General features: G+C 69.9%; 22 protein-coding genes and 3 pseudogenes. 14 read left to right on the top strand and 11 right to left on the bottom strand.

Annotated elements, in window-relative coordinates:
* Window positions 1–31: 31 nt before the first annotated feature.
* The gene (locus AB0924_RS24365; RefSeq protein ID WP_366912506.1) at window positions 32–514 is read right to left on the bottom strand and encodes a hypothetical protein; all 483 of its coding nucleotides are present in this window, start codon (window positions 512–514) and stop codon (window positions 32–34) included.
* 399 nt (window positions 515–913) lie between these two features.
* Here AB0924_RS24365 and AB0924_RS24360 point away from each other — a divergent pair, with 399 nt between their 5' ends.
* A complete protein-coding gene (locus AB0924_RS24360) occupies window positions 914–2,839 on the top strand; it encodes a cellulase family glycosylhydrolase (protein WP_366912505.1) in 1,926 nt (641 codons plus the stop codon).
* Between the two features lie 182 nt (window positions 2,840–3,021).
* Here the strand turns inward: AB0924_RS24360 and AB0924_RS24355 are convergent, their stop codons facing one another.
* Window positions 3,022–3,576, bottom strand: a complete 555-nt coding sequence (locus AB0924_RS24355) for a hypothetical protein (RefSeq protein WP_366912504.1) — start codon at window positions 3,574–3,576, stop codon at window positions 3,022–3,024.
* Between the two features lie 169 nt (window positions 3,577–3,745).
* On the opposite strand from AB0924_RS24355, the pseudogene AB0924_RS24350 reads away from it, so the two are divergent.
* Window positions 3,746–3,951: pseudogene (locus tag AB0924_RS24350) on the top strand (nuclear transport factor 2 family protein); the annotation flags it as partial.
* Between the two features lie 272 nt (window positions 3,952–4,223).
* Here AB0924_RS24350 and AB0924_RS24345 read toward each other — a convergent pair.
* Window positions 4,224–4,940 (bottom strand): hypothetical protein, encoded by a 717-nt coding sequence (locus tag AB0924_RS24345; RefSeq protein WP_366912503.1) that lies wholly within the window; start codon window positions 4,938–4,940, stop codon window positions 4,224–4,226.
* Between the two features lie 323 nt (window positions 4,941–5,263).
* Window positions 5,264–5,786: pseudogene (locus tag AB0924_RS24340) on the bottom strand (flavodoxin family protein).
* A 167-nt stretch (window positions 5,787–5,953) separates the two neighbouring features.
* Here AB0924_RS24340 and AB0924_RS24335 point away from each other — a divergent pair.
* The gene (locus tag AB0924_RS24335; protein WP_366912502.1) at window positions 5,954–6,166 is read left to right on the top strand and encodes a hypothetical protein; all 213 of its coding nucleotides are present in this window, start codon (window positions 5,954–5,956) and stop codon (window positions 6,164–6,166) included.
* A 63-nt stretch (window positions 6,167–6,229) separates the two neighbouring features.
* On the top strand, window positions 6,230–6,352 hold the full coding sequence (locus AB0924_RS24330; protein ID WP_358940493.1) for a hypothetical protein: 123 nt from the start codon (window positions 6,230–6,232) through the stop codon (window positions 6,350–6,352).
* Window positions 6,353–6,950: 598 nt separating this feature from the next.
* Here AB0924_RS24330 and AB0924_RS24325 read toward each other — a convergent pair.
* Window positions 6,951–7,652, bottom strand: coding sequence for a diguanylate cyclase (locus AB0924_RS24325; protein ID WP_366912501.1), 702 nt, complete (start codon window positions 7,650–7,652; stop codon window positions 6,951–6,953).
* A 124-nt stretch (window positions 7,653–7,776) separates the two neighbouring features.
* The gene (locus tag AB0924_RS24320; protein ID WP_366912500.1) at window positions 7,777–8,103 is read right to left on the bottom strand and encodes a plasmid stabilization protein; all 327 of its coding nucleotides are present in this window, start codon (window positions 8,101–8,103) and stop codon (window positions 7,777–7,779) included.
* Here AB0924_RS24320 and AB0924_RS24315 point away from each other — a divergent pair.
* Entirely contained in the window at window positions 8,057–8,611 is a 555-nt protein-coding gene (locus tag AB0924_RS24315) for a DUF6233 domain-containing protein (protein ID WP_366912499.1), read from the top strand. The genes AB0924_RS24320 and AB0924_RS24315 overlap by 47 nt on opposite strands.
* Before the next feature lie 88 nt (window positions 8,612–8,699).
* On the opposite strand, the gene AB0924_RS24310 is transcribed toward AB0924_RS24315, so the two are convergent.
* Both AB0924_RS24310 and AB0924_RS24305 read right to left on the bottom strand, forming a co-directional pair.
* Complete coding sequence (locus AB0924_RS24310; protein WP_358940497.1) at window positions 8,700–12,968, bottom strand: caspase family protein; 4,269 nt, start codon at window positions 12,966–12,968, stop codon at window positions 8,700–8,702.
* Complete coding sequence (locus tag AB0924_RS24305) at window positions 12,965–13,834, bottom strand: hypothetical protein (protein ID WP_358940498.1); 870 nt, start codon at window positions 13,832–13,834, stop codon at window positions 12,965–12,967. The genes AB0924_RS24310 and AB0924_RS24305 overlap by 4 nt, the downstream gene beginning before the upstream one ends.
* 918 nt (window positions 13,835–14,752) lie before the next feature.
* Between AB0924_RS24305 and AB0924_RS24300 the strand changes: the two genes are divergently transcribed.
* The 5 genes from AB0924_RS24300 (at window position 14,753) to AB0924_RS24280 (ending at window position 17,888) form a co-directional block, all read left to right on the top strand.
* A complete protein-coding gene (locus tag AB0924_RS24300; protein WP_358940499.1) occupies window positions 14,753–14,992 on the top strand; it encodes a hypothetical protein in 240 nt (79 codons plus the stop codon).
* Window positions 14,992–15,369 carry a toxin Doc gene (locus AB0924_RS24295; RefSeq protein WP_366912498.1) on the top strand — a complete coding sequence of 126 codons (378 nt, stop codon included), beginning with the start codon at window positions 14,992–14,994 and terminating at the stop codon, window positions 15,367–15,369. The genes AB0924_RS24300 and AB0924_RS24295 overlap by 1 nt, the downstream gene beginning before the upstream one ends.
* A 64-nt stretch (window positions 15,370–15,433) precedes the next feature.
* Window positions 15,434–15,640, top strand: coding sequence for a hypothetical protein (locus tag AB0924_RS24290; RefSeq protein ID WP_358940501.1), 207 nt, complete (start codon window positions 15,434–15,436; stop codon window positions 15,638–15,640).
* A gap of 149 nt (window positions 15,641–15,789) precedes the next feature.
* The gene (locus AB0924_RS24285; protein ID WP_358937365.1) at window positions 15,790–16,647 is read left to right on the top strand and encodes a zinc-binding dehydrogenase; all 858 of its coding nucleotides are present in this window, start codon (window positions 15,790–15,792) and stop codon (window positions 16,645–16,647) included.
* Window positions 16,648–16,904: 257 nt separating this feature from the next.
* On the top strand, window positions 16,905–17,888 hold the full coding sequence (locus tag AB0924_RS24280; protein WP_366912497.1) for an ATP-dependent DNA ligase: 984 nt from the start codon (window positions 16,905–16,907) through the stop codon (window positions 17,886–17,888).
* 338 nt (window positions 17,889–18,226) lie between these two features.
* Here AB0924_RS24280 and AB0924_RS24275 read toward each other — a convergent pair whose 3' ends face one another.
* Window positions 18,227–19,426, bottom strand: a complete 1,200-nt coding sequence (locus AB0924_RS24275) for a PP2C family protein-serine/threonine phosphatase (RefSeq protein WP_366912496.1) — start codon at window positions 19,424–19,426, stop codon at window positions 18,227–18,229.
* Window positions 19,427–19,738: 312 nt separating this feature from the next.
* Between AB0924_RS24275 and AB0924_RS24270 the strand changes: the two genes are divergently transcribed.
* Window positions 19,739–19,876 (top strand): hypothetical protein, encoded by a 138-nt coding sequence (locus tag AB0924_RS24270; protein WP_366912495.1) that lies wholly within the window; start codon window positions 19,739–19,741, stop codon window positions 19,874–19,876.
* A gap of 172 nt (window positions 19,877–20,048) precedes the next feature.
* Here the strand turns inward: AB0924_RS24270 and AB0924_RS24265 are convergent, their stop codons facing one another.
* Both AB0924_RS24265 and AB0924_RS24260 read right to left on the bottom strand, forming a co-directional pair.
* A complete protein-coding gene (locus tag AB0924_RS24265; RefSeq protein ID WP_366912494.1) occupies window positions 20,049–20,735 on the bottom strand; it encodes a response regulator transcription factor in 687 nt (228 codons plus the stop codon).
* Window positions 20,732–22,027: a histidine kinase gene (locus AB0924_RS24260; protein ID WP_366912493.1), complete on the bottom strand. Its 1,296-nt coding sequence runs from the start codon at window positions 22,025–22,027 to the stop codon at window positions 20,732–20,734. The genes AB0924_RS24265 and AB0924_RS24260 overlap by 4 nt, the downstream gene beginning before the upstream one ends.
* A 240-nt stretch (window positions 22,028–22,267) precedes the next feature.
* Here AB0924_RS24260 and AB0924_RS24255 point away from each other — a divergent pair, with 240 nt between their 5' ends.
* The 3 genes and pseudogenes from AB0924_RS24255 to AB0924_RS24245 form a co-directional block, all read left to right on the top strand.
* Window positions 22,268–22,960, top strand: coding sequence for an ABC transporter ATP-binding protein (locus AB0924_RS24255; protein ID WP_358937341.1), 693 nt, complete (start codon window positions 22,268–22,270; stop codon window positions 22,958–22,960).
* Window positions 22,957–25,374 (top strand): FtsX-like permease family protein, encoded by a 2,418-nt coding sequence (locus tag AB0924_RS24250; protein ID WP_366912492.1) that lies wholly within the window; start codon window positions 22,957–22,959, stop codon window positions 25,372–25,374. The genes AB0924_RS24255 and AB0924_RS24250 overlap by 4 nt, the downstream gene beginning before the upstream one ends.
* A 109-nt stretch (window positions 25,375–25,483) precedes the next feature.
* Window positions 25,484–25,597 (top strand): annotated as a pseudogene (locus tag AB0924_RS24245) (MerR family transcriptional regulator); the annotation flags it as partial.
* Window positions 25,598–26,050: the final 453 nt, after the last annotated feature.

The raw sequence follows: 26,050 nt of genomic DNA, 5'->3' as shown, positions 1-26,050 counted from the left end.
CGACAACGCCGAACAGCGAGCCCGGGGGGTGTCAACTGCAGTTGCCAGTCACCGTGGTTCGCGGCGCGGGCAGGCGTCTCACTGGGCTTGATCCAGCGACGGACTCGCGAAGCCGGACGATCTCCTCGTGCTGGGCGGCGAGTCGGGCGAGGGCCTGGCCGCGGAAGTCCGTGAGCTCGTCGACCGCCCGTTCCGATGCGGCCAGCCGTTCCCGGAGCTTGGCGTTCTCCGCCTTGAGACGCGTGATCTGGGCTTCGCGGGGGTCGGGGGTCTCGCCAGCCGACACCGGTGTGGACGCGGACCGTGGAGCGGCCGTCCAAACGGACGCGACGGAAGGTGAAGGTGTGGCCGTCCTCATCCCGCACCACCCGTTCAGGTTCACCGCGCGCCAGGTGGAGTTGGTCCGGATGGAGCGGTCATCGCGGCCCGGGGAGTCGTACTGCACCTTGGAGATGTACACCGCGGCGTGCGCGCGGCCCGGGTGGTGGTCGGCGGCCGCAGCCGGCGGCACCACCGCCCACAGCGGCGGCCGCCACGACGGACGGAGGAAGAAACGGACACTAGGGTCCCCCTTCGTGCGCGACCGAGCGCTCGGGTGATGCGCAACACCGGTCGGCCGTCCACCTCGAACCGCAGAATATTCACGCGGTGTGGCCGGATGATGTGCGGGCCGTGCCCTCGAGTACGTGCCCGGCTGGTCGCAGGTGATGATCCCTTGGAGGCTGCGGGTCCCCTCCTCGATGTAACAGTCGATGCAGGCGGTTTCGAGCCCGGCTCCAGGCGGGAGCTACATCTAAGCCGCCGCGGTGCGCGGATGGCGCCGCGTGCGTCGGCCGTCTGGACCTTCCCGGCGGGACAGGGCACCGTACAGCCTCGGAGAACGGTTCCCCCACACCAACCGAGGGCTGGCCACATGTCGATGGCACCAACTGTCCTGCGTCTGGCCGGAGCGGTCGCCGGCCTCGTGCTCCTGACCGCACAGACAACGACGGCGTCCGCCGCGCCGCCGGCCCGCTCACCAGCCCCGACCGCCGCCTCGGCGGCGGCCGAGACCTGGTATCCGCCGCTGTCCACCCGGGGCCGCTACATAGTCGACGCCCGGGGTGACCGCTTCCGGCTGAAGGGCGCCAACTGGGACGGCGCGCAGGGTTCGTGGACGGGCAGCGGCGACATCGGCGATCCCGCCAGCCACCACGCGGGCCAGGACTCCCACGGGATACCGCTCGGTCTCGACCGCGTGCCGCTGGACGGGCTGCTCACCGACTTCCACGAACTGGGCATCAACACCGTCCGGCTGCCGTTCTCCAACGAGATGATCCACAGCACGGCCGCGGTGCCCAACAACGCCGTGACCGCCAACCCCCAGCTGCGCGGCAGGACGCCGCTCCAGGTCTACGACGCCGTCGTGGACGCGCTCAGCCGGAGCGGGTTCGCGGTCATCCTCAACAACCACACCAACACCTCCCGTTGGTGCTGCGGGGTCGACGGCAACGAGCGGTGGAACACCGGGCAGTCCACCCGGCAGTGGGCCGACGACTGGGTCTTCATGGCCCGCCGCTACGCCCGGGTCCCGGGGGTGGTGGGCGCCGACTTGTACAACGAGGTCAGGCGCAACGTCCTGGACGACCCCAACTGGGGCCTGGGCGACGACCACGACTGGTACGCGGCCGCCCAGATCGCCGCGGACCGGATCCTCACCGAGGGCGACCCCCGTCTGCTCATCGTCGTCGAGGGCATCAACTGGACCGGCCTGCCCGTGGACGGCCTCCCGCACGGACGGCCGCAGCTCACCCCCGTGCGCACGCTCTCGCACACCCTCGTGGACGCCCACAAGCTGGTGTACTCGGCCCACTTCTACGGCTACACCGGTCCCCACCACAGCGGCGCCACCGGCATCGGCGAGACGCACGACGCGCGCTACCAGGACATGACCCGCGAGCAGTTGGGCGCGGCGCTGGACGACGAGGCGTTCTTCGTCGAGGAGAGCGGCCGGCACTACACCGCGCCCGTCTGGGTGAGTGAGTTCGGCATCGGGAGCGGCGAGACGAACCCGGTGGCCCGCACCTGGTTCGGCAACATGACCGACTACCTCACCGACCACGACAGCGACTTCGCGTACTGGCCGCTGATCGGCTTCGAGGGCCACGACGACTGGGCGCTGCTGCGCTACGACGGCGCCGGGCACCGCTCCGGTGTGCTCGACAGCGCCGACTGGCGCGGCACGGCCTGGCGGCACCTCATGTCCGCGCCCGGCACGACCGGCCCTGTGGCATCCGTGCCCGTCTGGCGGATGCTCGCCACCGACCACGGCGACGCGGTGGAGTCGCTGCGCGCACGGGCAACGGGCGACTGGGACCCCGGGGCCCGCAAGGCCGCCTGCCCGGACGGGCTGCGGCTGATCGGCCTGGGCCACACCAGCGGCCGCGGCCTGTGCACCGACGCCGGCACGGCGACTCCGGCCACGGACGCGAGGCAGACCGTCGTCACCGACGAGCGGTACGTGCCCGCCGGCGGCGACTGGGCGTCGGGGTACACCAAGCTCCAGTGCCCGCCGGGCAGGCTCCTGACCGGCTACAGCGTGCGCGGGGAGCGCGTGTCGGCGGCGCTGTGCGCGCCGGGCCGTACCGCGCTCGCGGGAGCCGCCCGCACGGTGTGGTTCGACCGGTCCGACAACCGTCCCGGCGGGGCGGCGGGCGGTGACTTCGCGGAGGGCGACTACAAGGGGCAGTGCGCAGCGAACGAGTACGCCGCCGGGATCGCGTTCACCACCCGGTTCGGCAGCCGCCCCGGGCCCGACGCCCTGCTGTGTGGTGCTGGTGGTGGCGAGCCGGGCGCGTAGGGGGCACCCGGCCGCGGCGCACTACTTCGCCGGGATGCCACCGCACACGCACCTGTGGGCGCAGCACTCGCAGTCCGTTCGAACCTGGTGGGGGCAGCAGCCGCAGGGCAGGCGGCGGTTGAGCGACAGCGTGCAGCAAGGCGCTTCGTCCTTCTCGGCAGCCGACGCGGACTCCTTCTGATTCAGGCGGGCCGCGGTGGCGCGCACGGCCTTGGCGTCGGCGAGGATTTCGTCGCGCACCGTGCCTCGTGGGCGTCGAGGGGTGGTGCGGCGCCCGGCGGCGGCCGTGTAATCGCCGAGACGAAGTACGACAGCCGCGGCTGAGCCGGCGGCTCGCTGCCGCTCGTGGGCCGGGTATCCGCTTCTTCGTCAGCCGTGCCCGGTGCCGTCTGCTTGCGAGAGTCGTCCTCCTCGGCATGCAGATCCCGCTCGCCGGTGACCTCTTCCAGCGGGTGGGATGTCCGGTGGCTGTCGGCTCGTCCTCCGTGCGGGGTGATCCCGGGCTCGGCCGCGGCCTGCTCCCTCGCCCAGGCGCGGTAGCCCTCGGCCGAACGAGGTGGATTCAGCACGTCCCCCAACCGTTCCTCATCGACGGCAAAGTGCATGAACGCCGCCCAGTCGTCAGGCTCGATACCGCGCAGGCGAACCCGGGTGCCCGTCCAGAAAGATGCCATCCCCCATTCGATCACGCTGCACTGGACACCGTCCAAGGGCTGATTAAGGCTGTGACCAGGCATGGCACCGCTCCTCGTCATGAGGTCAGGGCTTCATTACCTGTGCGGTAATCGCGCGGTGAGACGGGACCCGGCATGGTGAGGCCATCGGGTTCGGGCCGGCGCACTCCGGCCCGAATCCGGCCCAACCGGGCTGCATGTCATGCCACTTCACCGGAACGGGACTCTCGCCATGTCGCTCTACGCTGCCGCCGTCGCCCGCTATTTCGAGGCGTGGAACGCCACCGGTGCAGACACGCTCGCCAAGGCGGTCGCTGCCGCGTGGTCCGAGGACGGCACCTACACCGACCCGCCGGCCGACGTACGCGGCCACGAGCAGACCACCGCGGTCATCCAGGCGGCACACACGAACAGTTCCCCGGCTTCGAGTTCAAGCCTACGACTGGGATGTCGCGCCCGGGTGCGCCCCCGTTGTAGTGCGGTCGTGCCTGGGCGGACGTCCACCGGGTCCGGCAGCAGCTGGCGTGCAAGGAGTGCCGGGGGGCGGGTCTTCGCACGACTCTCCCCGCACCGTCCGGCACTTCTACCACCAGGAGCGGCCGCCCGAGTGCGAGCTGGCGCACGAGTCCCCGAACACGCCCTGCTGAAGCTGCAGGTGGTCACCGTCACCGCCGCCCGCGTGGCCGGGCGTCGAAGGAGGGGCGTAGATGTCAGTGGAGGATGCTGACGGCCCGGGCGATGACCAGCAGTGAGGTGACCAGAGCGGAGACGCCCTGGACGCTCATAAGGAACTTGGCGCGAGTGGACAGCGGCATGGTGTCGGTCGGGCTGAAGGCCGAGGAGTTGGTGACGGACACGTACAGGTAGTCCGTGAGCGTGGGCACCCAGTCCGATGTACGGCTGGCACCGGCGGCGACTTCCTCGACAGCGTCGTCATCCTCGTCCTGCGAGAAGCGGAAGTCTGCCAGGGGCAGTTCGTCTCGGGGAGCTTGCGTGCGGCTGACAGGACCACCCCGGTCCAGCTCCCAGTAGGCCAGCCCGAAAACGATGATGTTGGTGAGCCAGACCTGCAGCGCGGCGACGAGCAGCCCGCGGCCGTCCTTCACGCCCGCGTAGACGAGCTCGTGGATCAGCAGTCCCAGCGCGACGAGGTTGCTCGCCGCGATGACAGCGACCAGGGTCAGGGACAGTACGCGAAACATTTTCGTCTGGCGGGTCAGCCGCTTGGGGTTGATGGCGACGAGCGGCACGAGGAGGAGGAACTCCAGAGCCGGCAGCACGTAGCGCGGGGCGATCAGCAGCCGTTGCGGCAGGGCGAGGTAGAGGGTGATCGCCGCGAGCGTCGCGACCACTGCGGGCAGACGGGCTTCCCCCCTGCGTTCGTGGCGTGGGTGCCGGGTGCGGGCATCCGCTCGGGTGCGGGTCACATTCCCTCTTCCCCTGTCAGGCTCTGTCGGACGGCCATACACGCGTGGCATCGACACGGTTGTGCGATTCTTGGCGTGTACACGCGATGGTGGGCGGCAATCGCCCCGATCCGGGGTTCGTACCAGGGCCATACGCCGACGTGTCGCGTCCGCTCCCGCTCTGGCGGCCTCCTCGGTGAACCGTTCTGGCGGCGGAGGACGAGGGGTCCACGGCGGCGAAGCGGTCGGGGGCCGTGACTCGGCCGCCGTCAGGGGCGGCAGCGACCGGCGACCGTGTCTGTGGTGATGCGCCCAGAAGGCACCCTGGCAGACCGGAGGTGTGGTCAGGACGGCGGAGCGGGCAGGGGTACCGCGTCGAGTGCTTGTGCCTCGTGGACGAGGTTGGATGCCATGCTTTGTGCAGTCGATGCCGCCCAGTCGTGACCACGGTGGTCGTCCAAGTAGTCCGGACCCGTCCCGGGGCCGAGATGCCAATAGGTCCAGGCTTGCCCGGGGATCGTGAAGCCGATGGCGCCGAGCGCGTCGCTGATGACGTGGTGTGCGCCGTCCTCGTTGCCGGTGACCAGGGCACCCGCCATACGGTGGACGCGACCGGGCGCTCCTCGTGGTCGGTTTCATTGAGCACGGCGTCCAGGCGTGCCAGCACCTTCTCGTGCACGTCCGGCCAGTCGTCCCCCTCGCCCATGTCGGTCTCCACCCCGGGCTTGATGTTCAAGTCCACGACCCTCACGACGTCCATCTCTACCTCACGCCCCCGCAGGGCGGTGATGACGGTGCTGGCCATCGCCTCGGTGTCGAGGTCTGCGGAGACGGCTTGAGAGTGCAGTTGATGACGAGAGCACACATAGCACCCTCTGTTCCCCGAACGGCGGCCCCTGAACGACAAGTCGCGCCTGTGTTCCCCCGGACGGTGCAGGCGACCCACGACGACGGAGCTCGACTTCGGCGCGGTCAAGCTCGCTGAGACCTGCCCGGCCCACGATGAGGCCGCGCCCTCGACGGTCGGCAGGACGATGCCGAACTTCCACGGCAAGAGCGTGAAGGCTGCCCGGCAGGCCCTCGACAGCAGCACGTCGATCACCGTGACTGACGCTACGGGCGCAAGCCGGTGGGTGCTGATGGAGTCGAATTGGCAGGTGTGCACGCAGAAGCCGGCTGCGGGGGTGAGGCTGAACGGACAGCCGGTCAGCCTGGACGCGGTCAAGTTCGGGGAGGACTGCCCGTAGGAACAGCGAGGCCCCCCAAGGAGGGGGCGCTGTCTCAACGGCAGCACGAAGGTCGCGCGGATCATGGCGCCCGTCTTCCTCCAGCCCGGCGAAGACCCCACCGACATGATCACCAGCGCCTCCTACGCCCCCCTTGTAGCTGTGCTCCAGGGCCTGCTCCCCCACTCGGAACACCTCACCGAGTAACTCGCCAACCGAACGCCGATATTGACGGCGCGTGGTCCTCCCCGCCGACGTAGGGCGTCGAGTCCTCACCGTGGCTGGGCCACCACCGCTAGGTGGTCGGAGACAACCGTGTGTCCCGGCGGGCCGGCTGCCGATGTCTGCACCGCCGCCATCAACGCAAAGCCGCGCGCTTCCTCGCGCTCGTTGCCATCGCCGCAGCACTCATCGGGTATCGCCGTCTCAGCAGAGGAGCCTGGCGGGCCGCGAGACGCTGACCATGCCCGTGCTGTCAGCGGCAGCCCATAAGGTGCGTCCAACACCTTGAGCCGGGAGTCCAGGTTCCACCAGCGTCCGTCCGGTCCTGCACACGCGGGGAGATGACCACGTGCTCGTGCAGCATCGGATCACCCGCCCGGGGACTCGTAGTGCTTAGACCATGGCCAGCAGACCCGGCCAGGCCCGCTGCTGAGCCACGCCGCCCGGGCCGGTGCGCACCGCGAGGCATTGTGCTCTAGCCAGGCCAGGGTCAGCGAGGGGGCCTGGGTCAAATTTGGGCCGGGCCAGCACGGTGTTCGAAGTCTTCCGGCGAGGTAACTCCTCCGCCGGCAACGGGGGTCAGTCAGGACGGCAGGGCATAGCGGTCTGACGTCGGGGTCTGGGTCGCGCCCAGATTGACAACGCCGACCTCATCATTGCGGCGAGCCCGTACGCATCGGATCATCTCTTCCGCGTACGGCAGGACAATGCAGAGGCCGACTCCGGCGGCGATGGCGCCAAGGTAGCGGGCGGACAGCGGGCGCTCCTTGGGAAGGAGCTTCCAGTCGTCGGCGCGGCCTCCGCCCTTGATGGCTTTGCGGGCCTGGTCCCAGTGCAGGCAGGTGGTGAAGGCCGCGGCCGTCAGCGGCAATACCTCGAGAAAGCTGTGAATGTGCTGCTCGACGGGCGTCACCTCACGCTTGTGGGTGGCCAGCGACACGTCCCACAGCGCTGTGGCCCCGTGCGCGAGCGCAGCGCCGCCCATGAGCGACAGCACTAGCGGGTTCACCTTGGCGGTCAGGCCCGCGACCACCGGCAGGCCTGCCTCGGTCATCATCAGGGCGTGGATCGCTGATTCGCGCACACCGCTGGTGTGCTCGATATCGGAACGGCGGTGCATCACCCAGTCAGCGACAGCTGGCACGAACCACAAGGGCATGACGCCGTACAGCAGAAACCTGCGGTTGGTGTTCTCGACGTCGTCGGCGCCACGCGGGATGCGAAGGGTGGGGCCGGAACGCCAGCGTTGCCAGCGAGTGAGCGCGGAACGGCGAGCAATACGCATGGATGCCTTTCTCGTCGGTGAGGCACGCGGTGCAGATCCCCGATCGCTCATCCTTCGCAGGCGCAGAGCTAGAACGAACGCCAGTGAAGGCCTCATCTGTCAGGGCGCCTACGGCGGCCGGCAGTCAGCGCCCGACTGCCTTGCGCAGCTGCTCCTTGTTCATCGAGGAGCGGCCCTCGATGTTCTTCTTCTTGGCCTCTTCATAGAGCTGGTCCCTGGTGGGGCCCTGCGCACCGCCGTGGGAGCGCTCGCCGCCACGCTGAGAGGCGGACTTCTTGTCGCCGGTGGAGGTCTTGCCGGCCGTCGTCGACTCCCCCGCCCTTGCACGCTCCTTGTTGACCGTCCGCGCGGCGATTTCCTTCGCCCGCCCCGCCGAGGCACCGCGCTCCTGCGCGCCCTCCTTAATGTGCTCGTACTGGCGTTCACGCTTGGAACTGGATCCTGCCGGCATGACTCTCTCCCACGAGACTGTCGAGAACGGGCCGCTCTTCGATACCGCGTTCCCGCCTCTGTGGAGCCCACACGGCAGGAAATGCAGCCTCAGCCTCCACTACATCGGAAGGCAGCACGGGCCGCGACGCGACAAGGCCGATCGGCGGCGTCGGGTCATTCGAAGCCAGGGGCATGTGGAAGGCCCCCTCGGCCCGGACAGACCTGTGCAGGACGGGAGCCGTATGGCCGAGGCAGTAGGCCCGGGCGCAAGTTCCCGGCTGCCAGCCGGTCCCGGCAGGCGGAGCAGCGGCAGGGCGAGCAGGCCCGGCCCCCGGCGCCGATCTGGTTCCTCGAGCTCGGCCTCAATCGGGACAGCGCGCCGGTGTACGTTCACACCGGCGGTTTGCTGGAACATCGCGAAACGGAGCCGGGGCGTGTCACGGGATGCGGCGCTGCGGGCGCTCGCCGCAGGGGTCGCGGCGTGCCCGCAGTGCCGGCCGGACGCTGAGTTGGGCTACCTGGAGTGAACATCCCGTCGCCGACCGGATAGTGGCGAGCTCCCTATGACAAACCGACGCCGCCTGGGCTCCCGCCCCGGCGGGACTCACGAGGGGGTCACCAGGTCACCACGGGCAGGCCGGCCCGGTCGCGGCTGAGCATCACGACACTGCTGCCGGTACCCACGACCAGTTTCCCGCCCGGCCCGGCGGCGCACGCGTACACGGGCGCAGGCATCACCAGTTCCGCCATGCAACGCTGGTGCTCCACGTCCCACACGCGCACGGTGCTGTCGTCGCCGCCGGTGACGGCGACCGGGCGGCCGTCGACCGTAGTGCACGTGATCGCCCGCACCGCCCCGGCATGGGCGTCCACAGGGTCACCGAGGGTATGTCCTGCGGCGAGGTCCCACACCCGTACGGTCCGGTGCTCGCTGCCGGTGACGGCCACGGGACGTCCCCTCACCGTGGTGCAGGCAACCGTCCGCACCGCCCCGGTGTGACCGGTGAGGGGGTCGCCCGCCGGCTCGCCCGTGATGAGGTCCCACATGGCCACCGTCCGGTGTGCGCTGCCGGTGACGGCGATGGGACGGCCCTTGACCGTTGTACAGGCCACCGTGTGTGGTCCGGAGGCCCTCGCGGGGCCGGTGAGCGTTTGACGGGTGGCCGGATCCCACACTCGCAGTCCTTCCATCTCGCTGGCGACGACGATGGCCGAACGGCCGAAGACCGTCGCGCAGGCCACCGCCGCCCGCCCTCGGAAGTGATCGGGAAGGATTTCGTCACGCAGCCGCCCCGTGGCCAGATCCTGGATGCGCACGCTCCCGTCCTCGGCGGCGGTGACGGCGACGGCGTCACCACCGACCGTGGTGCAGAGCATCGCGGACAGCGCGCCGGTGTGCCCGGCCACCCACTTGCCCATTGGCCGGCCGGTGGCCAGCTCCCAGATCCGTACCCTCCCATCGGCATCGGCGCTGACGGCGACGGGCAAACCGTTGAGGGTGGCGCAGGCCACCGCCCGCATCGGTCCGACGGTCCCGGTCTCCGGCCCGGGCTGGCGGGTGCTCAGGTCCCAGACGCGTACGGTGCGGTCTTCCCCGGCGCTGACGGCGACGGGACGGCCCCCGATGGTGGTGCAGGCCACCGCCCGCACCGGTTTCGTGTGCCCGGTCAGGGGATCGCCGGCGGGCTTGCGGGTGCTCAGGTCCCAGACGCGTACGGTGCGGTCCACCCCTGCGCTGACGGCGACGGGACGGCCGTCGACGGTGGTGCAGGCCACCGCCCGCACCGATCCGGTATGGCCGGTCAGCGGGTCGCCGATGGGACGGCGGGTGATCAGGTTCCAGATCTTCAGAGCTCCGTTCCAGCTGGCGGTGACGGCGACGGGCAGGCCCCCGACCGTGGTGCAGGCCACGGGGTCAGTCATCCAGGAGTGAAGACCGGGGGGCACGTGTACGGGGCGGTCACCTGCAAGGTCGTACACCAGCACGCACTCGTCGTTCCCGGTGACGGCGACCGGCTGGCCGTGGATCACCCCGCAGGCCAGGTGCTCACTCCCCCATCCGAATGGAATGGTTAGCGGCGCGCCGAGAGGGCGGCTGGTTTGCAGGTCCCAGATTCGTATCGCGTCGCCCTCACTGACCACCGCGACAGGGCGGCCATCGACCGTGGCGCAGGCCAGGGCGTTCGCCCGGTGGGCGGGTATGGGGAGAGGTTCTGCGAGCAGCCGCCCACTGGTCAGATTCCACACCCCCACTCCGTCGCTGTCGCCGATCACGGCCACCGGAATGTCGTTGACCGCGGTGCAGGCCACGGCGCACTGCCAACTGCTGGCCACGGGCAGGGGGTCGCTCAGGACCCGGCCGGTTTCCAGGTCCCATACGCGTACCGTGCGGTCGTGGCTGCCGGTGACGGCGACCGGGCGGTCGTTGACCCTGACGCAGGAGACGGCGATGACACCGGCCGTGTGCCCGAGCAACGTGTCCAGTAGCGCCCCGGGGAGGGCGGGGCCTGCCGTGGCCCACCTCGGCTTCCAGCTGTCCGGGGGCAGGCGCTCGACGAGGGGCGCGTGCAGAGCGGAGAGCTGGTGCCGGGCTGCGTCGCGGGCGAGCACGTGGTGTCTGACCGGGGGCGCGGCGCGGCGGTGCTGGTCGAGGGAGGCGCGGTAGACCGTGGCGGTTGCCCGGGCCTGGGCCGAACGGACGGCCCGCAGGGCGGGAACGAGGACGTCGGGGTCGGCGTGCACCAGGAAGCCGGGGTCCGTGACCACGTCGTCCAGGCGGTGCGCGGCAGCGGCGTGGTAGGGCAGATGGCGCAGTGTGTAGGGGTGGGCGAGGGACCAGTTGCGGGTGCCGTCGATCCGGTAGGGAACGCGTGTCATGAGGGTGTCGGTGAACGCGGCGTGCACGGCCTGGGGGTCGGTTCCCTCGCAGAGGTGTTCCGCCAGGGCCTGATGGTGGAGCCGGTAGGCGGAATGACCGGACTCCGTGGCCTCCACGACGTAGGAACCGGCCTTGTGGCTTAGCCACAGGAGGTCGTCGTCGGTGTAGTCCCGCCCGGAGACGGCGCGGGCCAGCGCGGCCCAGATGTCCTCCCAGGGCAAGCCCTGTCCGGCGGCGAAGGCCAGGGGGCGCAGCAGGTCGGCGGCGCGTTCGGCGTCCCGGCCCAGTCTGCGGGTGAGGTCCTCGCGCAAGGCCTGCCCGGCGTGGCGTGGCAGCGCGGCGATCCACTCGGGGTCATGCGGGTCGGCGGCGTGGTCGGCCGCAGCCAGGGTGCCGGCGGTGATGCGGGCGACGAGGAAGGAGTTGCCGGCGGCGTCTGCCACCGCCTCGGCCACTGGTCCCAGCGCGGTGCGGTTGAGCCGGTAGGGGGAGCGGGGGTGGGAATCAAGCAGGCTGCGAACGGTGTACGCGTGCAGGGCTTCGCGGTCGGCGTAGCGGGGGGCGTCCAGGTCGATGACCGGCTCACGGTCAGGGGTGCTCTCGTCGCGCAGGCCGAGGGCGCCCTCCAGGTGTGGGCGCAGGCCCAGCAGGAACCGGATGCGGCCGCGGGACTTCTCGATCAGTGGGCGCAGGACGTCGGAGCACAGGGTCTCGGGTGTGGCGGCCTCGTCGAGGGCGTCGATGAGCGCGGTGAAGGGACGCGTGCCGTTGCGGCCTGCGAGGGCCGCCAGCAAGGCAGCAGGGGTGTCGGCGTGGACCTCCATCGCGGCCGCCAGGCCTCGCAGGACATCGCTGTCGGTGAGGCCCTGAGCGTAGAGGGCCACGTCGAGGGAGCCCTTGGCGGGGATCATGTGCGGAGCGAGACCGAGATGGGGCTTTGGCACGGTGCCTCTGCGTTCGGGATGGGAGAGAGCAGCAATCAGTCCCAGGAGGGCGGTCTTTCCCGAACCGGGTGCTCCGGTGACCACGAGCGCGGCCGGATGCCTGTCCGGCGCGCGCCGGCCGAGCCAGTCGGTGATGGCGGTGAGGGCCGAGTGGCGACCGCAGAACCACCATTCGTCCGTGCTGTCACCGTGAGAGGCCTTTGCGCGCGCCAGCAGGCGCGTCGTCAGCTCCGTGTCCCGGCGACGGGCCTGTGCGGCGAATTCGGCGGCGTGCTGAACGGCCAGGTCGACGTGGGTCAGCCGGGTGCTGTGCCGGGGGTTGGCCAGGAACGGAGGCGGTTCGCCGGTCAGCCCGACGACGGTGAGGGAGATGCGCTGGTAACCGGGCCGGGCGTGGTTGTCGTTCATCGCCTGCACCACGGTGGGCACCGGCAGCGCCTGCGGCCCGTGCCCGGCGGTGGCCCAGCTGCCGACTGCCTCGGTGAACAGCGTCGGGAAGGCGCCGGACATCGCCTGCTCGTGAGGCTGAGCGGACGAGATGACCATCAGACCGGCTCCAGGGGACTTCCCCCAGCCGACCCGTTCGAGCGCGGCCGCGGCCAGTTCATTGCCTCCCTGACCGGAGTAGCAGGTGTCCAGAATCAGCAGCAGGCGGCGGACCTTGGTCTCGAGCAGGGTGACGCGGGCGAGTTCCACGGTGCGCAGCGCGGTGTGCGACACGTCGCCGGGGTCGGTGTCGGCCAGGTACAGGACATGGTCGCCGCTGTGGTCGAGGACCTCGCCGTGGCACGAGATGTACACGGCCAACAGGTCATCCTCGCGCCGGTCCGGGGCCTTGCACAACGCGCGCAGACGGTTGGTGAGCTCGGCACGGGTCGGGTTCAGCCCCAGTTCGCTCCGGTGCTGATAGCCGAGTTGACGAACAAACAGATCGATGATCCGTTCCCGCGCTTCCGCCAGCTCCGGCCGATCCCACGCGGGACACTCGGAGTACGTGGTGACGGCCGTGGCGATCAGGAAGCGGCGCGGCTCCTCACCATCCCGGTCCGCAGGGACATTCACAGGAGGCCGTCGGCGATCGCATGACCGCACAGCGCGTCCGTGACGTAGGCGAGCGCATCGTGTGCATGCGAGCCGTTGTGCACTCTCACGGACCGCAGACGGTCACCGAAGCACGGGCGGAGATCCTTCACCAGCGCCACGACGTCACCGTCATCGGCGATGTTCGTCCACACCAGCCCCCGCCCTCCCGGCCAGATCCCCTGTACCCCACCGCCCAGGCGCAGCGGCGCAGGGTCGAGCCGGTGTAGGACCAGATGCGGGATGCCGAGGGGTGAGCCGAAGGTGACCAGCGCCCGCACCCCGTGGCCGGGCCTGGCGCACAACGCTTCATAGGCGACCACAGAGCCCAGCGAGTGCGCCACCACCACCCGCGTGTCCTCGGAGATCACCTGCAGCACCCGATCCCGCACCCGCTCCCGGATCCCGGCGTCGGTCAGGTAGAGACGGACCTGCTTCAGGTCAGAGATCAGAGCGCGCAACGCCACCCCTGCGAAGAACCGCGACCCCGACAGCGCGCGGAGCGCCGCTTGCACCGTCTGCGGAGTGGCCGCGAGTGTCTCCGCACCGGGCGGCACGACGCCCGGGTCGGTCTCGGCGGCCGCACGCCACCATGCGAGCAGCAGTTCCCTCTCGAAGCCTTCCTCGACGTCGTCCGCTGTGTATGGCGGGTCACCGGGGGCCAGGAAACCGCCTGCCCGGCGGAAGCAGTCACCGTAGAACGCCATCTCCACATGCAGTTCCGCCGCGGTGCGCCCGGCCCCCGCCCGTCGCAGCCCATCAGCCAGCGCGGGACGCCACTGCCCTAACAGGGATTCCTCACCGAGAAGTTGCTTGCCCACTCCGTGCACCGCCACGACCCGCGCCATCCCGCCCCCCGGCTCGTCCCTCTGCAGCCCATCTTGAAGCCGCCGAAACAGTATGGGGCCGGACAAGGCTCCCGCGCGGCACCCGGGAAAGGCCGGTCAGGTCAAAAACAGCCCCGGACAGACTGCGAGATGCGCTGCGCCTGCCGTCCCGGGCGCCGAGGCGGTAAGCGGAATCTGGTGTCCTGTGTCACCGAATCTTGACCGCCTGCCATCGGATTTTGAGCGCAGGCGCAAAGCCGGTCAGCGCTGCCTCATCAGCAGATGTATCAGTGTCACCACACCGACGCCCACCAAGAGGGCGGCAGTACCGAACGAGGGGTGCTCAAAGGTGACGTATCCGGACAGACGATGCGGAGGGTCATACAAGACCCCGACGCGGCACAGGACCGGAAAGCTCAGCGATCGAGCACTCTGGCGGGACGGGTTGCCGGTGACCGTGACTTTCGGACACGAGGTACGCGTCAGCAGGCTGAAGTCCTGGTGACTGCTGTCACGAAGGGGCGGCAGCCGGTACGCCGCCCTCTCCGTGTATTTCACCGACCGAGGTGTCGAGGAGTGGAGAAGCGGTGCGGCGAGGCAGAGGTCACCTTTGCGTGGCTCGCCAGGTGGGCCGGAATGCGGGGCGACCCATTACGCGTCACTCAAACTCCATTGGCCCGCGCTCAAGGTTCCATGTCACAGGACATCCGGGCGTTGCAGCCTCTAGGCGGACGGCGGCCGACCCCCGACTGGACCGCTCACCGCGGACGCGGGCGGCGGGTCGAGGGACGGGGGCGATAGGGCGGAGCACGCCGACGGTCGGGCAGTCGCGTCCGGCGCCTTGGTGGGATTGACGCAGGGAAGGTGGTCACGCGTCGCCACGGAAGCCATGGAAGGCAAGCTCTGGCATACCTGGTACCAACTAGGTACCATTCAGGTATGCCATCACTGAACGTGTCTTTCTCCGACGAGGAGATGGAGGGCGTCCGTGCCGCCGCCGCCGCGGAGGGCAAGAGCCTGAAGCAGTACCTGCACGACCTCGGCGTACGCGAGATGCACCGCAAGCGGTTCGTCGCCGGCGCCGTCGCCTGGGCCGACAGGCTGCGCAGCGAGTTCGACGATGCGTTCCCCGACGAGGTTCCCCCCTCACAACGCGGCGACGGAGCTGCAGCAGCCTGATGAACCTGCACATCGACGTCTCGTGGCTGCTCGACGTCCAGGAGGCGGCCCTGGGGCAGGAGGACGTGACGGTAACGGACTACTCGGCGCTGGTGGCGGCAGTCGCACGGCACAAAACCAAGATGCCGACACTCGAGACGGCCGACCCGGATGCCGCCTGGCGCGCAGCCGCCCTGTTGCACACCATCGTGCGGCTTGAGCCCCTTCCACACCGGAACAGTCTCTTCGCTGCCTTTGTCGCCGCCCAGTACATGGACCAGTCCGGTGAAGGCATCGATCCGCCCTACGGCGCCCTTTCCGACCTCGTCCGCAAGGTCCGGGACACCCGCCTAAGTGTCTATGCCGTCGCCGAGGCACTGCGATCCTGGAAGCTCTGAGGCCGGGCGCAGCGGTGAGCCGGGCACCAGGAGATGTCGTGGAGAAGCGGCCGACGGTGATCAGGTGATCCAGGATGCTGCGCTGTGCGTCCTCGACGAGTCCGTGGAACTGGCCGGTCTCGAAGCCGAAGGCCAGGCGGTTGAAGAGGGCCAGAGCCGTCAGGAGTTGGGCGGTCTCGCCATGGGCGGGAGCCTCGGCCAGGTCGAGAGCGTCCAGCATCTGTGCGGCGCCGGTGCGCAGCAGCGCGGCGCCTTTGATGGCGCTCATTGAAACCGACCACCCCTTGCCCGGGGGTGACCCCACACCTGCTCAGTGGAACCAACCCGGGAGGTGTTACTTGACCTCGACGGAGGCGCCGGCGGCCTTGAGGGACTCGGCGGCCTTCTCGGCGGCGTCCTTGGCACGCCGCCGTCGGACTCATCGACGTCTACATCCGGCAGGGCCTGTTCAAGGACGTTCCCGGGCTGCCGCAGCCGCCGTACGTTCCCGGTCTCGAGGTCGCCGGCACAGTGCGCGCACTCGGCGAGGGCGTCACCGGTTTCGCCGTCGGCGAGAAGGTGGTGTCACTGTCCGCCAACGCGACAGGTGGATACGCGTCGGTGCACGTCAGCGACCAGGCGCGGGTCGTGTCGACGCAGGACTACGACATCGATCCCGCCCTTGCCGTCGCCGTCGTCCCCAACGCGATCATGGCCCACATCGCGCTCACCCGCGCCATCAGCATGTCCGCAGGGGAAAACGTCCTCATCCACGGCGCGCTGGGCGGGTTGGCCGCCGCCTTCCCCGGCATCGCCCGACAGCTCGGCGCATCCCGGGTGGTCGGCACGGTCCGTTCCCAGAGGACGGGCGCGGCAGCCGCCAGCAGGCTGCCCTACGACACCATCGTCGACTCCGCTCAACTGCCCGACGTGCTCGGCGGTGAGGAGTTCGACGTCATCGTCGACCCCGTCGGTGGGCTCGTCCGTACCCAGAGCATGGACCTGCTCGCACCGTCAGGCCGTCTCCTGCTGGTCGGCAACGCCAGCGGCGACTGGGACCACCGCATCGACGGCAACCGTGTCTGGCAGGGCAACATCACCGTCGCCGGGTTCAACGCTGGCCGCTACGTGCCGGCCCACCCCGAGGCCGTTCAGCCCGCCGCTGAGGCCGCCCTGAAGGCGGTCGCGGGCGGACTGGCCGACACCGAGATCGAAGTGCTCCCCCTGGCTGACGCGGCGACCGCACACGAACGGCTCGGGAACCACGCAACCGACGGCCGCATCGTCCTCACCCCATAAGAGGCAACTCCACCCGCTGTAGAAGTCCCGGTCCGGTGTCGTGCCAGGGTGGCCGAAGGCCAGCGCGCAGCGCCGCCACAGCCGCGCTTGACGGCCAGCATGGAACACTGCCGCGGACCCTCGGGGTACGGCCCTGAAGTGGGCCTTCAATCACTGGGCTCCGCAAGGTGTTGCAGGCCATCACTTCCCGAGTTCAGCACCGTTCAGCGGCATTTTCATCCAGGGGCACCGGCGGCATGTGGTGGAACACTTGCCCTATGACGTGGTCCCTGCCCGAGCCGATGCTCAGCGTGGCCACGGACAGCCCCGAGCTGACCACCGGGTGGGCGGCGGAGCCGAAGTGGGACGGCTTCCGCGCGGCCGTCTGCATCGACGCGGACACCGTCATGCTGCGCTCGCGCCGCGGCACCCAGATGGGCCCGGCGTTCCCGGAGATCGTGGTGGGCACCGCACAGCTGCCGGACCAGACCGCCCTGGACGGCGAACTGATCGTGTGGGACTGGGAGCAGGGGCAGCTCTCCTTCGAGCAGCTGCAGAACCGGCTGCACGGTCGCGGAGCCGGCGCCGCGCGCGCGGCCGAGCAGTGGCCGGCGCAGTTCGTCGCGTTCGACCTGCTGCGACTGTCCGGGACCGACACCACCGCCTGGCCCTACACCCGGCGCCGGGCCGCGCTCGAGGAACTGTTCACTGGGCGGGGGCTGCTCGCGCCGTGGGCGCTGTGCCCGTCGACCACCGACCCCGCCATGGTCCGCGAGTGGCTCACCTGGGGAACGGTCCGCATCGAGGGCGTCGTCCTCAAACGGCTCAACGACCCCTACCGGCCCTCGGTCAGGGGCTGGCGCAAGTACAAGACCCGGGAGACGACCGAAGCCATCGTCGGCGCCGTCACCGGCCCGCCCACCGCACCAGGCACCCTGCTGCTCGGCCGCTACGACATCAGCGGCCGCTTCCAGTACGTGGGACGGACCACCACCCTCGCCCGGACCGTCGCCGGCTCGGCCGCCGCTCTCCTCACCCCGGCCACCAGCGGCCACCCATGGGCGGGATGGACGTTCGCCACTGGATGGGGCAGCCGCCAACCGCTGGACGCAAACCTGGTGAACCCCGACCTCGTGGTCGAAGTCGGCGTCGACACCGCCCGCGATGCAGCCGGCCGCTGGCGGCATCCCGCCCGATTCCACCGTCTGCGCCCCGATCTGCAGCCAGGCGACGTCGAGCGCCTGACCTCACCAACCGACTGACTACAGCGAGCAGGTGACAGGAGCCACGGCGTCGGTACCAGCCCTATGCACGATCCTCTGCGGGAGGCTGTTCACCATCCCCTGCTACCCCAGCCTCCGCCTCACCACCTGAGCGGTGCCGCCGCTCCTGGATCGAGGCCGGACGGGCGGCAGACAGCGTCCTTCCCGGCCGTCGCCGTACGGCGTATGAGCAGGGAAGCCTGAAGCAGCCGAGCCAGAGGGGCGGTCCCCCGGCACGCTGCCGAACCGAGGATCCCGGCCAGGTCTGCCACTCCAGCGAGCGACGCCGGCCTAGCCGTAGAACCAAGACTTCCCTCCGCCTGACCCATACAGATGGATCAGGTGTTGGATCCCCCGTTGGTGCGGCGCTGCCCGGTACGGCTGCCGTGCCAGTCCAGTACCAGCGTGGTGGCATCGTCTGCCAGGGACGCCCGGCACGCGGCGAGGACTGCTGCCGTCAGGGCGCGGACCACTTCACGGGGGTGCTCGTCGCGGGTGTCGGCGATGAGGGCCAGCAGGTCGACCGCGGCCGCGCTGCGCTCCCGCATGCCGTCGGTGATCAGCACCAGCCGATCGCCCGGCTCCAAGCGCAGGTGCTGCACCCCGTAGGTGACCGGGGCGGGCACACCGAACGGCAGATTGACCTTGATGGGCAGCTCCTCCACCCGGCCTCCGCGTACCAGCAAGGGCCAGGGGTGGCCGGCGTTGACCAGTTCGCAGACTCCGCTGTCCAGCCGAATGCGCAGCAGCTGCCCGGTGGTCGTGCCGCGGGCGTGATCGCGGAGAGCCCGGTGCGCGGCGTCGGCCTGGTCAAGGATGCTGTGCCCTGCGCGGCGGGCTCCGCGGAGGGCGTTGACGGTGAGCGTGGCCAGCAGCGCGGAGGCCGTGTCGTGGCCCATCGCGTCGGTGATCGACAGGTGGAGGGTGTCTTGGTCGAGGGCGTAGTCGTAGGTGTCGCCGCCGATGTCGTCGGCCGGGGCCAGGCCGCCCGCCAGGGTGAAGTGGGCCCCTTCGCAGCAGGACGCCGACGGCAGCAGCTGGTGCTGGATCTCCGCGGCCAGACTCATCCTGGTGGTACGCCGTCCCCAGTGGTAAAGATCAGTGAAGCGGCGGTCGGTCACCACTATGTATGCCAGCGCGTGCGCGGCCTGTCCCACCGCCTCGCGCACCTTCTCGTCCGCGGACGGCACGACCAGGTCCAGGACGCCGATGCAGTCACCGCGGTTCGTCACCGGCGCCACCAGCCGACAACCACCCTCGACGTCCTCCTGGCGCAGGCGCTGGGAGCGCAGCACCCGGTCAAAGACGCTGCCTGCCAGCCCGATCCGCTCCGCCGCACCCCGCGCCTGCGAAGCAGTGCCGGCTCTGGGCAGCCGGACAGCCTCACGCCCGAGCATGTCGACGAACCAGAACGACACCTCCGTCGCCGAGAACCGCTTCTCCAGATTCCGTGCAACCACGTCCACCGACTCCACCGGCGCGGCATCCTCCGCCTCACCCAACACCTCATCCAGGGCCAAGTTCACATCACCCTCCACAGCCACCTCCCAATCCACCCCATCCGGCTTCCCCGCCAATCGGAAAACCGGATGCACCAAGTTGTGGCACCCGGGGCGAGCCAGCCGGGGTTCTACTGGAGTGGGCGTCCAAAGACGGCCCCGTCGGGGCCGGCGGCCAGCGGAATGCAGGCGGTGATGCGTTACCGACCGCTTCCTGCGGCGTTTCGAAGCCCTCTGCGAGTGCTGGTCATGCGGCGCCCTCAACACGACCCCCGACGATCAGCGGCCGTCGACGCGCGCTAGCCCTGCTCGGCGCGGAGCGCCTGAAGGGTTCTCTCGCAGGCGCGGGCGATGTGCTCGCGGGAGTTCGACGACCATCCCCTCTCGGGCGAGGGACTGTGGGGCCGTACCGCCCCGCTGTTCCTGACCCGGACGGAGGAGCGCCGCATCAAGTCCCTGGGCCGGGATCCGTGGGCCCAGGTGCTGTGACCCCGCCAGGCTGACAGGGCCTGTAGTACCTCGAGACGACACCGCCGCCGGATGCCTCCGGCGGCGGTGTGCGTCGTTCACGGCTCGGCCGACCGCCGAGCCGTGCGGAGGTCGCCGAGTGACAAAGCCACTGGTCAGCAGCGGCGCCCGGGATAGTGGACATACGCTTGAGCTAGGCGCCACCGCCCGGGGCGATCAGACCCGTCTCGTAGGCGAAGACGACGGCCTGGACCCGGTCGCGCAGGTCCAGCTTCGACAGGATGCGGCCGACGTGGCTCTTGACCGTGGTCGGGCTGAGGAACAGCCGGGAGGCGAGTTCGGCATTGCTGAGGCCCGTCGCCAGCAGACGGAGCACCTCGAGTTCGCGCGGGGTCAGCTCGGACAGACCGCGGTGCGCGGCGATGGTCTGCGGTTCGTCGCGATGGGCGAACCGCTCGATCAGCCGACGAGTGATCGTGGGCGCGAGGAGAGCGTCGCCGGACTGCACCAGGCGTAAGGCGGAGACCAGATGTTCGGGGGTGACATCCTTGAGCAGGAAGCCGCTGGCGCCGGCCGTGAGCGCGGCGTAGACGTAGTGGTCGAGGTCGTACGTGGTGAGGATGATGACCCGCGTTCCATCCGGGCCGGCGTCGCCGAGGATGCGCCTGGTGGCCTCGATGCCGTCCATCTCCGGCATCCGGATGTCCATGAGGACGACGTCGGGCCGCGTACGATGAACCGCTGCGACAGCCTCGGCCCCGTCGGCCGCCTCGGCCGTCACTTCGATGCCGTCCGCAGCCAGGATCATCTTGAAACCGGTGCGTACGAGGGCTTGGTCATCGGCGATGACGGCGCGCAGCGGTGGCTGGTCCATGTTCATACGGAGCTCCGCGGGATACGGGCCGTGACCTGGTATCCGCCGGCCTTTGTCGGCCCGGCCGTCAGCTCGCCCTTGTAGACGGCCAACCGCTCGCGCAGCCCCATGTGGCCACGGCCGTTGCTCTCCACCGGCGGGGATTCCTTGGCGCCGCCGGTGTCCGTGACCTCGATATCCAGCCCGTCGTCGGTGTAACCGATGGCGACGGACGCCTCCGCGCCGCGCGCATGTTTGATCGTGTTGGTCAGCGCCTCCTGTACGACGCGATACGCCGCGAGGTCCACCCCGGGTGGCAGCGGTTCCGGTGGCAGCGACACCTCGACGCTGACGGGCGTCCCGGCGGCGCGTACTCGTGCCACCAGCGCGTCGAGCTGCCCGAGCCCGGGCTGGGGCTCCAGGCCGTCGAGTCTCTCGTGGTCCGGGGCGGCCAACAGGCCCATCACATGGCGCAGTTCGGCCATGGCGGCCCGGCCGCTCGCCTCGACGGCCAGCAGTGCCTCCTTCGACTGCTCGGGTTCCACGTCCATCACTTTGCGGGCCGCGCCTGCCTGGATCACCATCACGCTCACATTGTGGGTCACAACGTCGTGCAGTTCGGCGGCAATGCGGGCGCGCTCTTCCTCGACGGCCCGGCGCGTGGCTTCTTCCTGAGCCTCCTGCAGTTGTGTGAGCCGGTCCCGGCTGGAGGCCAGCCGCAGTTGCAGGAAGCGGACGAGGCTGGCCAGCATCCCGGCCACCAGCAGCACGAATCCCGGGCTGGACCATCCCGGGAGGACAGGGTCCGCGTTGCGGAAAGCGACACCGGACAGCGCGGCGGCGATCACCAGGACGGCAATCGCCGCTATCCGGTATCGGCTGTATACGACGGCGCTATAGGCGCCGATGACACAGGCCAGGACGGTGATCCAGTAGGCGGAGCTGCCGATGGCCAGTGCCGCGCCCAGTACCGTCACGAACATGGTCAGCGGATACCGGCGCCGGGCTGCCAGCGGCAGCGTCGACAGGACGACCAGGGCCCAGGGCACGGAGGAGGGCTCGTCCTCCAGGGGTGCCTGACCGGGGACGGGCGGCGGGGGCGGGGCCGGGATCCCGGCCCCGACATTGGCCTTCGGGTCGATGTTCACCGGCCCGTCGCCGGGATAGCGCACTGCCACGAACAGGGCGATGACGGTCAGGAGGCTCGCCAGCACCACATCGGTGCGCACCGCTCGCCGGGACAGCGGGGCGGCCTTCGCCTCCGGGCGTAGCGCGTCGATGAGTTGCTGATGCGAGCTGCGCCGGTCTTCCGTCTCCATCCGCACATTGTGTTGCGCTCTCCGCCCGGCCCGCGTCCGTCTGTCTGTCTGTCTGTCTGTCTGTCTGTTCAGGGCGTTGTCCGAAAGGACTCCTTCTCAGGTATGACTCCGCGGCCCAATCCTCCGGAGGGAGGGTCTGATGTTGGTTCCGCGGCCGACGCGCCTCGTCCGCGGCAGCCTCTAGGTTCGCGGGGCCGACAACGGCATGTGCCTCGCGACCGTGAAGGACAGACAACTCGTATGCATCAAGTGATCGAGCTGGAGGGAGCGGCGAAGCGCTACGGCAGCGCCGGCGCGCCGGCGCTGGGACCGCTCACGCTCAGCGTCGCCAAGGGTGAGGCCCTTGCCGTGACGGGCCCTTCCGGCAGTGGCAAGTCCACACTGCTGAACCTTGTCGCCGGCCTGGACAAGCCGACCGATGGAGCGGTGATCGTGGCCGGGCGGCGGATCGACCAGTTGAGCGAGCACGCCCTCGCCAGGTTCCGTCGCGAGCACATCGGCATGGCCTTCCAGTTCTTCAATCTTCTCGGCGACCTCACTGTCACCGACAACATCCAGCTCCCGGCCCAGCTGACCGGGACCGGTCGACGCAAGGCCGCGGCCCGTGCGGGTGAGCTCATGGAGATGCTGGGCATCCAGAAGCATGCCCGCGCCTACCCGGGCCGGCTGTCCGGAGGTGAACGCCAGCGGGTCGGGATCGCCCGGGCGTTGGTCAACCGGCCCGCGCTGCTACTCGCTGACGAGCCCACCGGTGCGCTCGACACCGCCTCGGGCCACGACGTCCGCAGTCTGCTGATGGATCTGCACCGCGGCGGACAGACGATCGTGCTGGTGACGCATGACCTGGCGCTGGCGGAGGCGTGCGCGAGCCGCACGATTCACCTGGTCGACGGTCAGGTTGCCCTCGACTCGTACGCGCGGGCCGTCCGATGAGCCTGTTCGGTACCGGCGCGATGGGCCGGGTCGTACGCTCCGGGGTGGGCCGGCGGCGGGTGCAGACGGTGGTGATCGCCGTGGCCACGTTGATGGCCGTGGCCTCGGCCGTGGTTGCCGGGTCGCTCATGGTCGCCGCAGCCGCCCCCTTCGACCACGCCTTCAACAAGCAGCAGGGCGCGCACATCACCGCACAGTTCGATCCTGCCAAGGCGAGCGCTGCGCAACTGGCGGAGACCGGAAAGCTGGCCGGCGTCACCGCGAGCGTTGGACCGTACCCGTCCACGGTGTTCCGCCCGGTGGACCAGTCGGGCTTCCAAATGCCGACGCTGACCCTGGTCGGGCGGTCCGGTCCGGACGGCGACGTGGACCACGTGGAACTGAAGTCCGGCCGGTGGCCGCAGAAGCCGGGCGAGATCGTGCTCGCCGCATCGTTCGAAGGGCCTGCCATCGAGATCGGCTCCACCCTGAAGGCTTCGGGCACCACGAACGCCCAGACACTTTCGATCGTCGGTTTCGTCGTGTCGGCCGGCAAGACCGCCGACGCCTGGGCGACCCCCGCGCAGGTCGACGCGCTGGCCTCGGAGGGCCGCCCGGTCACGAGTCAGATGCTCTACCGCTTCGACTCCGCAAGCACGAAGGAGCAGATCCTCGCCGACCGGAAGAAGCTCGCCGCCTCCGTAGGGCCCGGGGCGCTGCTGGGTACCCAGTCCTGGCTGGACACCAAGCGCGCCGCAGATCAGGGTGCAGCGGCGACCGTCCCGTTCGTGATGGCTTTCGGTGTGCTCGGCATCGTGATGTCGGTGATCACCGTCAGCGGTGTGATCAGCGGTGCGGTCGGCACCAGCCTGCGCAGGATCGGCATTCTCAAGGCCATCGGCTTCACCCCACGCGAGGTCGTACGCGCCTACGTGGCCCAGGCACTCATTCCGGCCGGCGCCGGCATCGCCGCGGGGGTCGTCCTGGGAAACCTCCTGGCAGCGCCGCTGCTGGGGGACACCCAGGAGGTGTACGGCACCGTCTCGCTTTCGACGGCCTGGTGGGTGGACGTCGCGGTGCCGGTCACCACCCTGGTCGTCGTGGGGCTCGCCGCGCTGATTCCCGCACTACGGGCCGGAAGACTGCGTACGGTCGAGGCCATCGCGGTCGGCCGGTCGCCGCGCACGGGCCGCGGCCAGTGGGCGCACCGGGCGATCGGGCAGCTACCGCTGCCACGACCAGTGACCTACGGGCTCGCCACCCCCTTCACGCATCCGGTCCGTACCCTCGCGATGCTGCTCGCGGTGGCGTTCGGAACGATCGCGACGACCTTCGCGGTGGGGCTGACCTCGTCCCTGAGCGAGGTCGGTGCCTCCCAGGACACCGACAGCCGTGCCGCGGTCACGGTCAAGACAACCAAGCTGAAGAACGTCGCTCCCCCTCCGCCCCCTCCTGTAGAGGGCGGCGCGGCAAGCACGTCTCCCGTGGGTGGCGGCGTGGCAAGCACGTCCAAACCCAAGGTCGCCGCACCGGCGAAGGTGCGGTCTGCCATCACGTCGCAGGCGGGCACGGGATCGTACTACGGCAAGGCCCAGAGCGAGGTCGCCGTGGCCGGGATCTCCGGATCGGTTCAGGCCAGCCTCTACGAGGGTGATTCGCGCTCCGGCAGCTACGAGATGCTCTCCGGGCACTGGATCACCGGCAAGGGGCAGGTCGTGGTGCCCACGCGCTTCCTGGAAAGGACGAGCACCAAGATCGGTGACACGGTACGGGTGACCTACGAGAACGAGACCGCGAACCTGCGGATCGTGGGCGAGTCCTTCGACACCTCGGGCAACGAGCTGGAGATCCACGCGGACATGGCCAACTTCCGGTCGTCCGAGCCCAGTACCTTCCTCGTCGAGGTGAAGCCCGGTGTCTCCGCCGACGAGTACGCCCAGAAGCTCGCCGCGGTCGTGCAGCCGCTGGGCGGCGACGCTGCGACCAACGCCCCATCGGAGCAAAAGGGCGTCATTCTCATCATGGATGCGATGGCGGTGCTGCTCACCCTCATGCTGGTCTCCGTGACCGGCCTCGGCGTACTCAACTCCGTCATCCTGGACACCTGGGAACGTGTCCACGACCTGGGCGTCTGCAAGGCGATCGGCATGTCGCCGCGGCAGACCATGAGCCTCGTGCTCGCCTCGGTGACCGCGATCGGGGTGATCGGAGGGCTGATCGGCGTACCGGCGGGGTACGCGCTGCACCACGTTGTCATGCCAGTGATGGGGCGTGCCGTAGGCACCCGTATGCCGTCGCCGGTCCTCGGTGTGTACAGTCCTGTTCAACTGGTCCTGCTGGGGCTGGGTGGGGTCATGATCGCGATGTTGGGCGCGCTGGTTCCGGCCGGCTGGGCGGCCAAGGCCCGTACGGCCACGGCGCTGCGCACCGAGTAACGTCCGGCCGAGCGCGCGCCGCTGGGCAGATCCGCCAGGCCGGCTGGGTCAAGCACCAGCGGACCGCCCAAGATCCGCCATGACGCTGAACCGGCAACGCGGCTCAAGGGCGTATCTGGAGGATCATGTGCGCCGTGCGATATCGGTGTGGACGAGGGTCGGGCCGGAGGCCGAGCAGCGGGCGGTGCGAAGCCTCAGCGACGACCTCGACTCCGGCCGGTGGCCATGAGCAAGCGGAGGCCGAGATCTGCCGCGTCGAGGCCGGCGAGGCCGCTGTTGCGCTCGGTCCCCCGGTCGGCCGCCGCCCAGGTAGGCGGGGCCGGGCTCCAGCCGCCAAGCGCGGCCGCCGGTCGTGTTTCACCGGGCCGGTCTCCTCCTCCCCGTGCAGCCAAACGGTGCCCACATTGACGGGGATTAGGGGCACACGCACAGTCGGAGGGCTGGTTCTCATACACCCGTTGAACAGGTGAGACCGTGCAGCCCCTTCCTTGTTGGTGTCCAACACCGTGCTGGGGTGCCAGCCGTGCCCCGGTGCTCGACCGGGGCACGGCTCAGGTGGGGACAACCATCACTGGCCCGTCAGTGCCTCCTGCCAAGGTGCACGTCTACCACAACGGCGAACGCTCCGGCCGATCTTACGAATGACCGGCTCAGACTCACGCTTGGAAGATCGGAC

The organism is Streptomyces sp. NPDC047869 (assembly GCF_040704065.1).
Lineage (GTDB): Bacteria > Actinomycetota > Actinomycetes > Streptomycetales > Streptomycetaceae > Streptomyces.
This window is presented reverse-complemented; position numbering and strand designations above follow the sequence as displayed.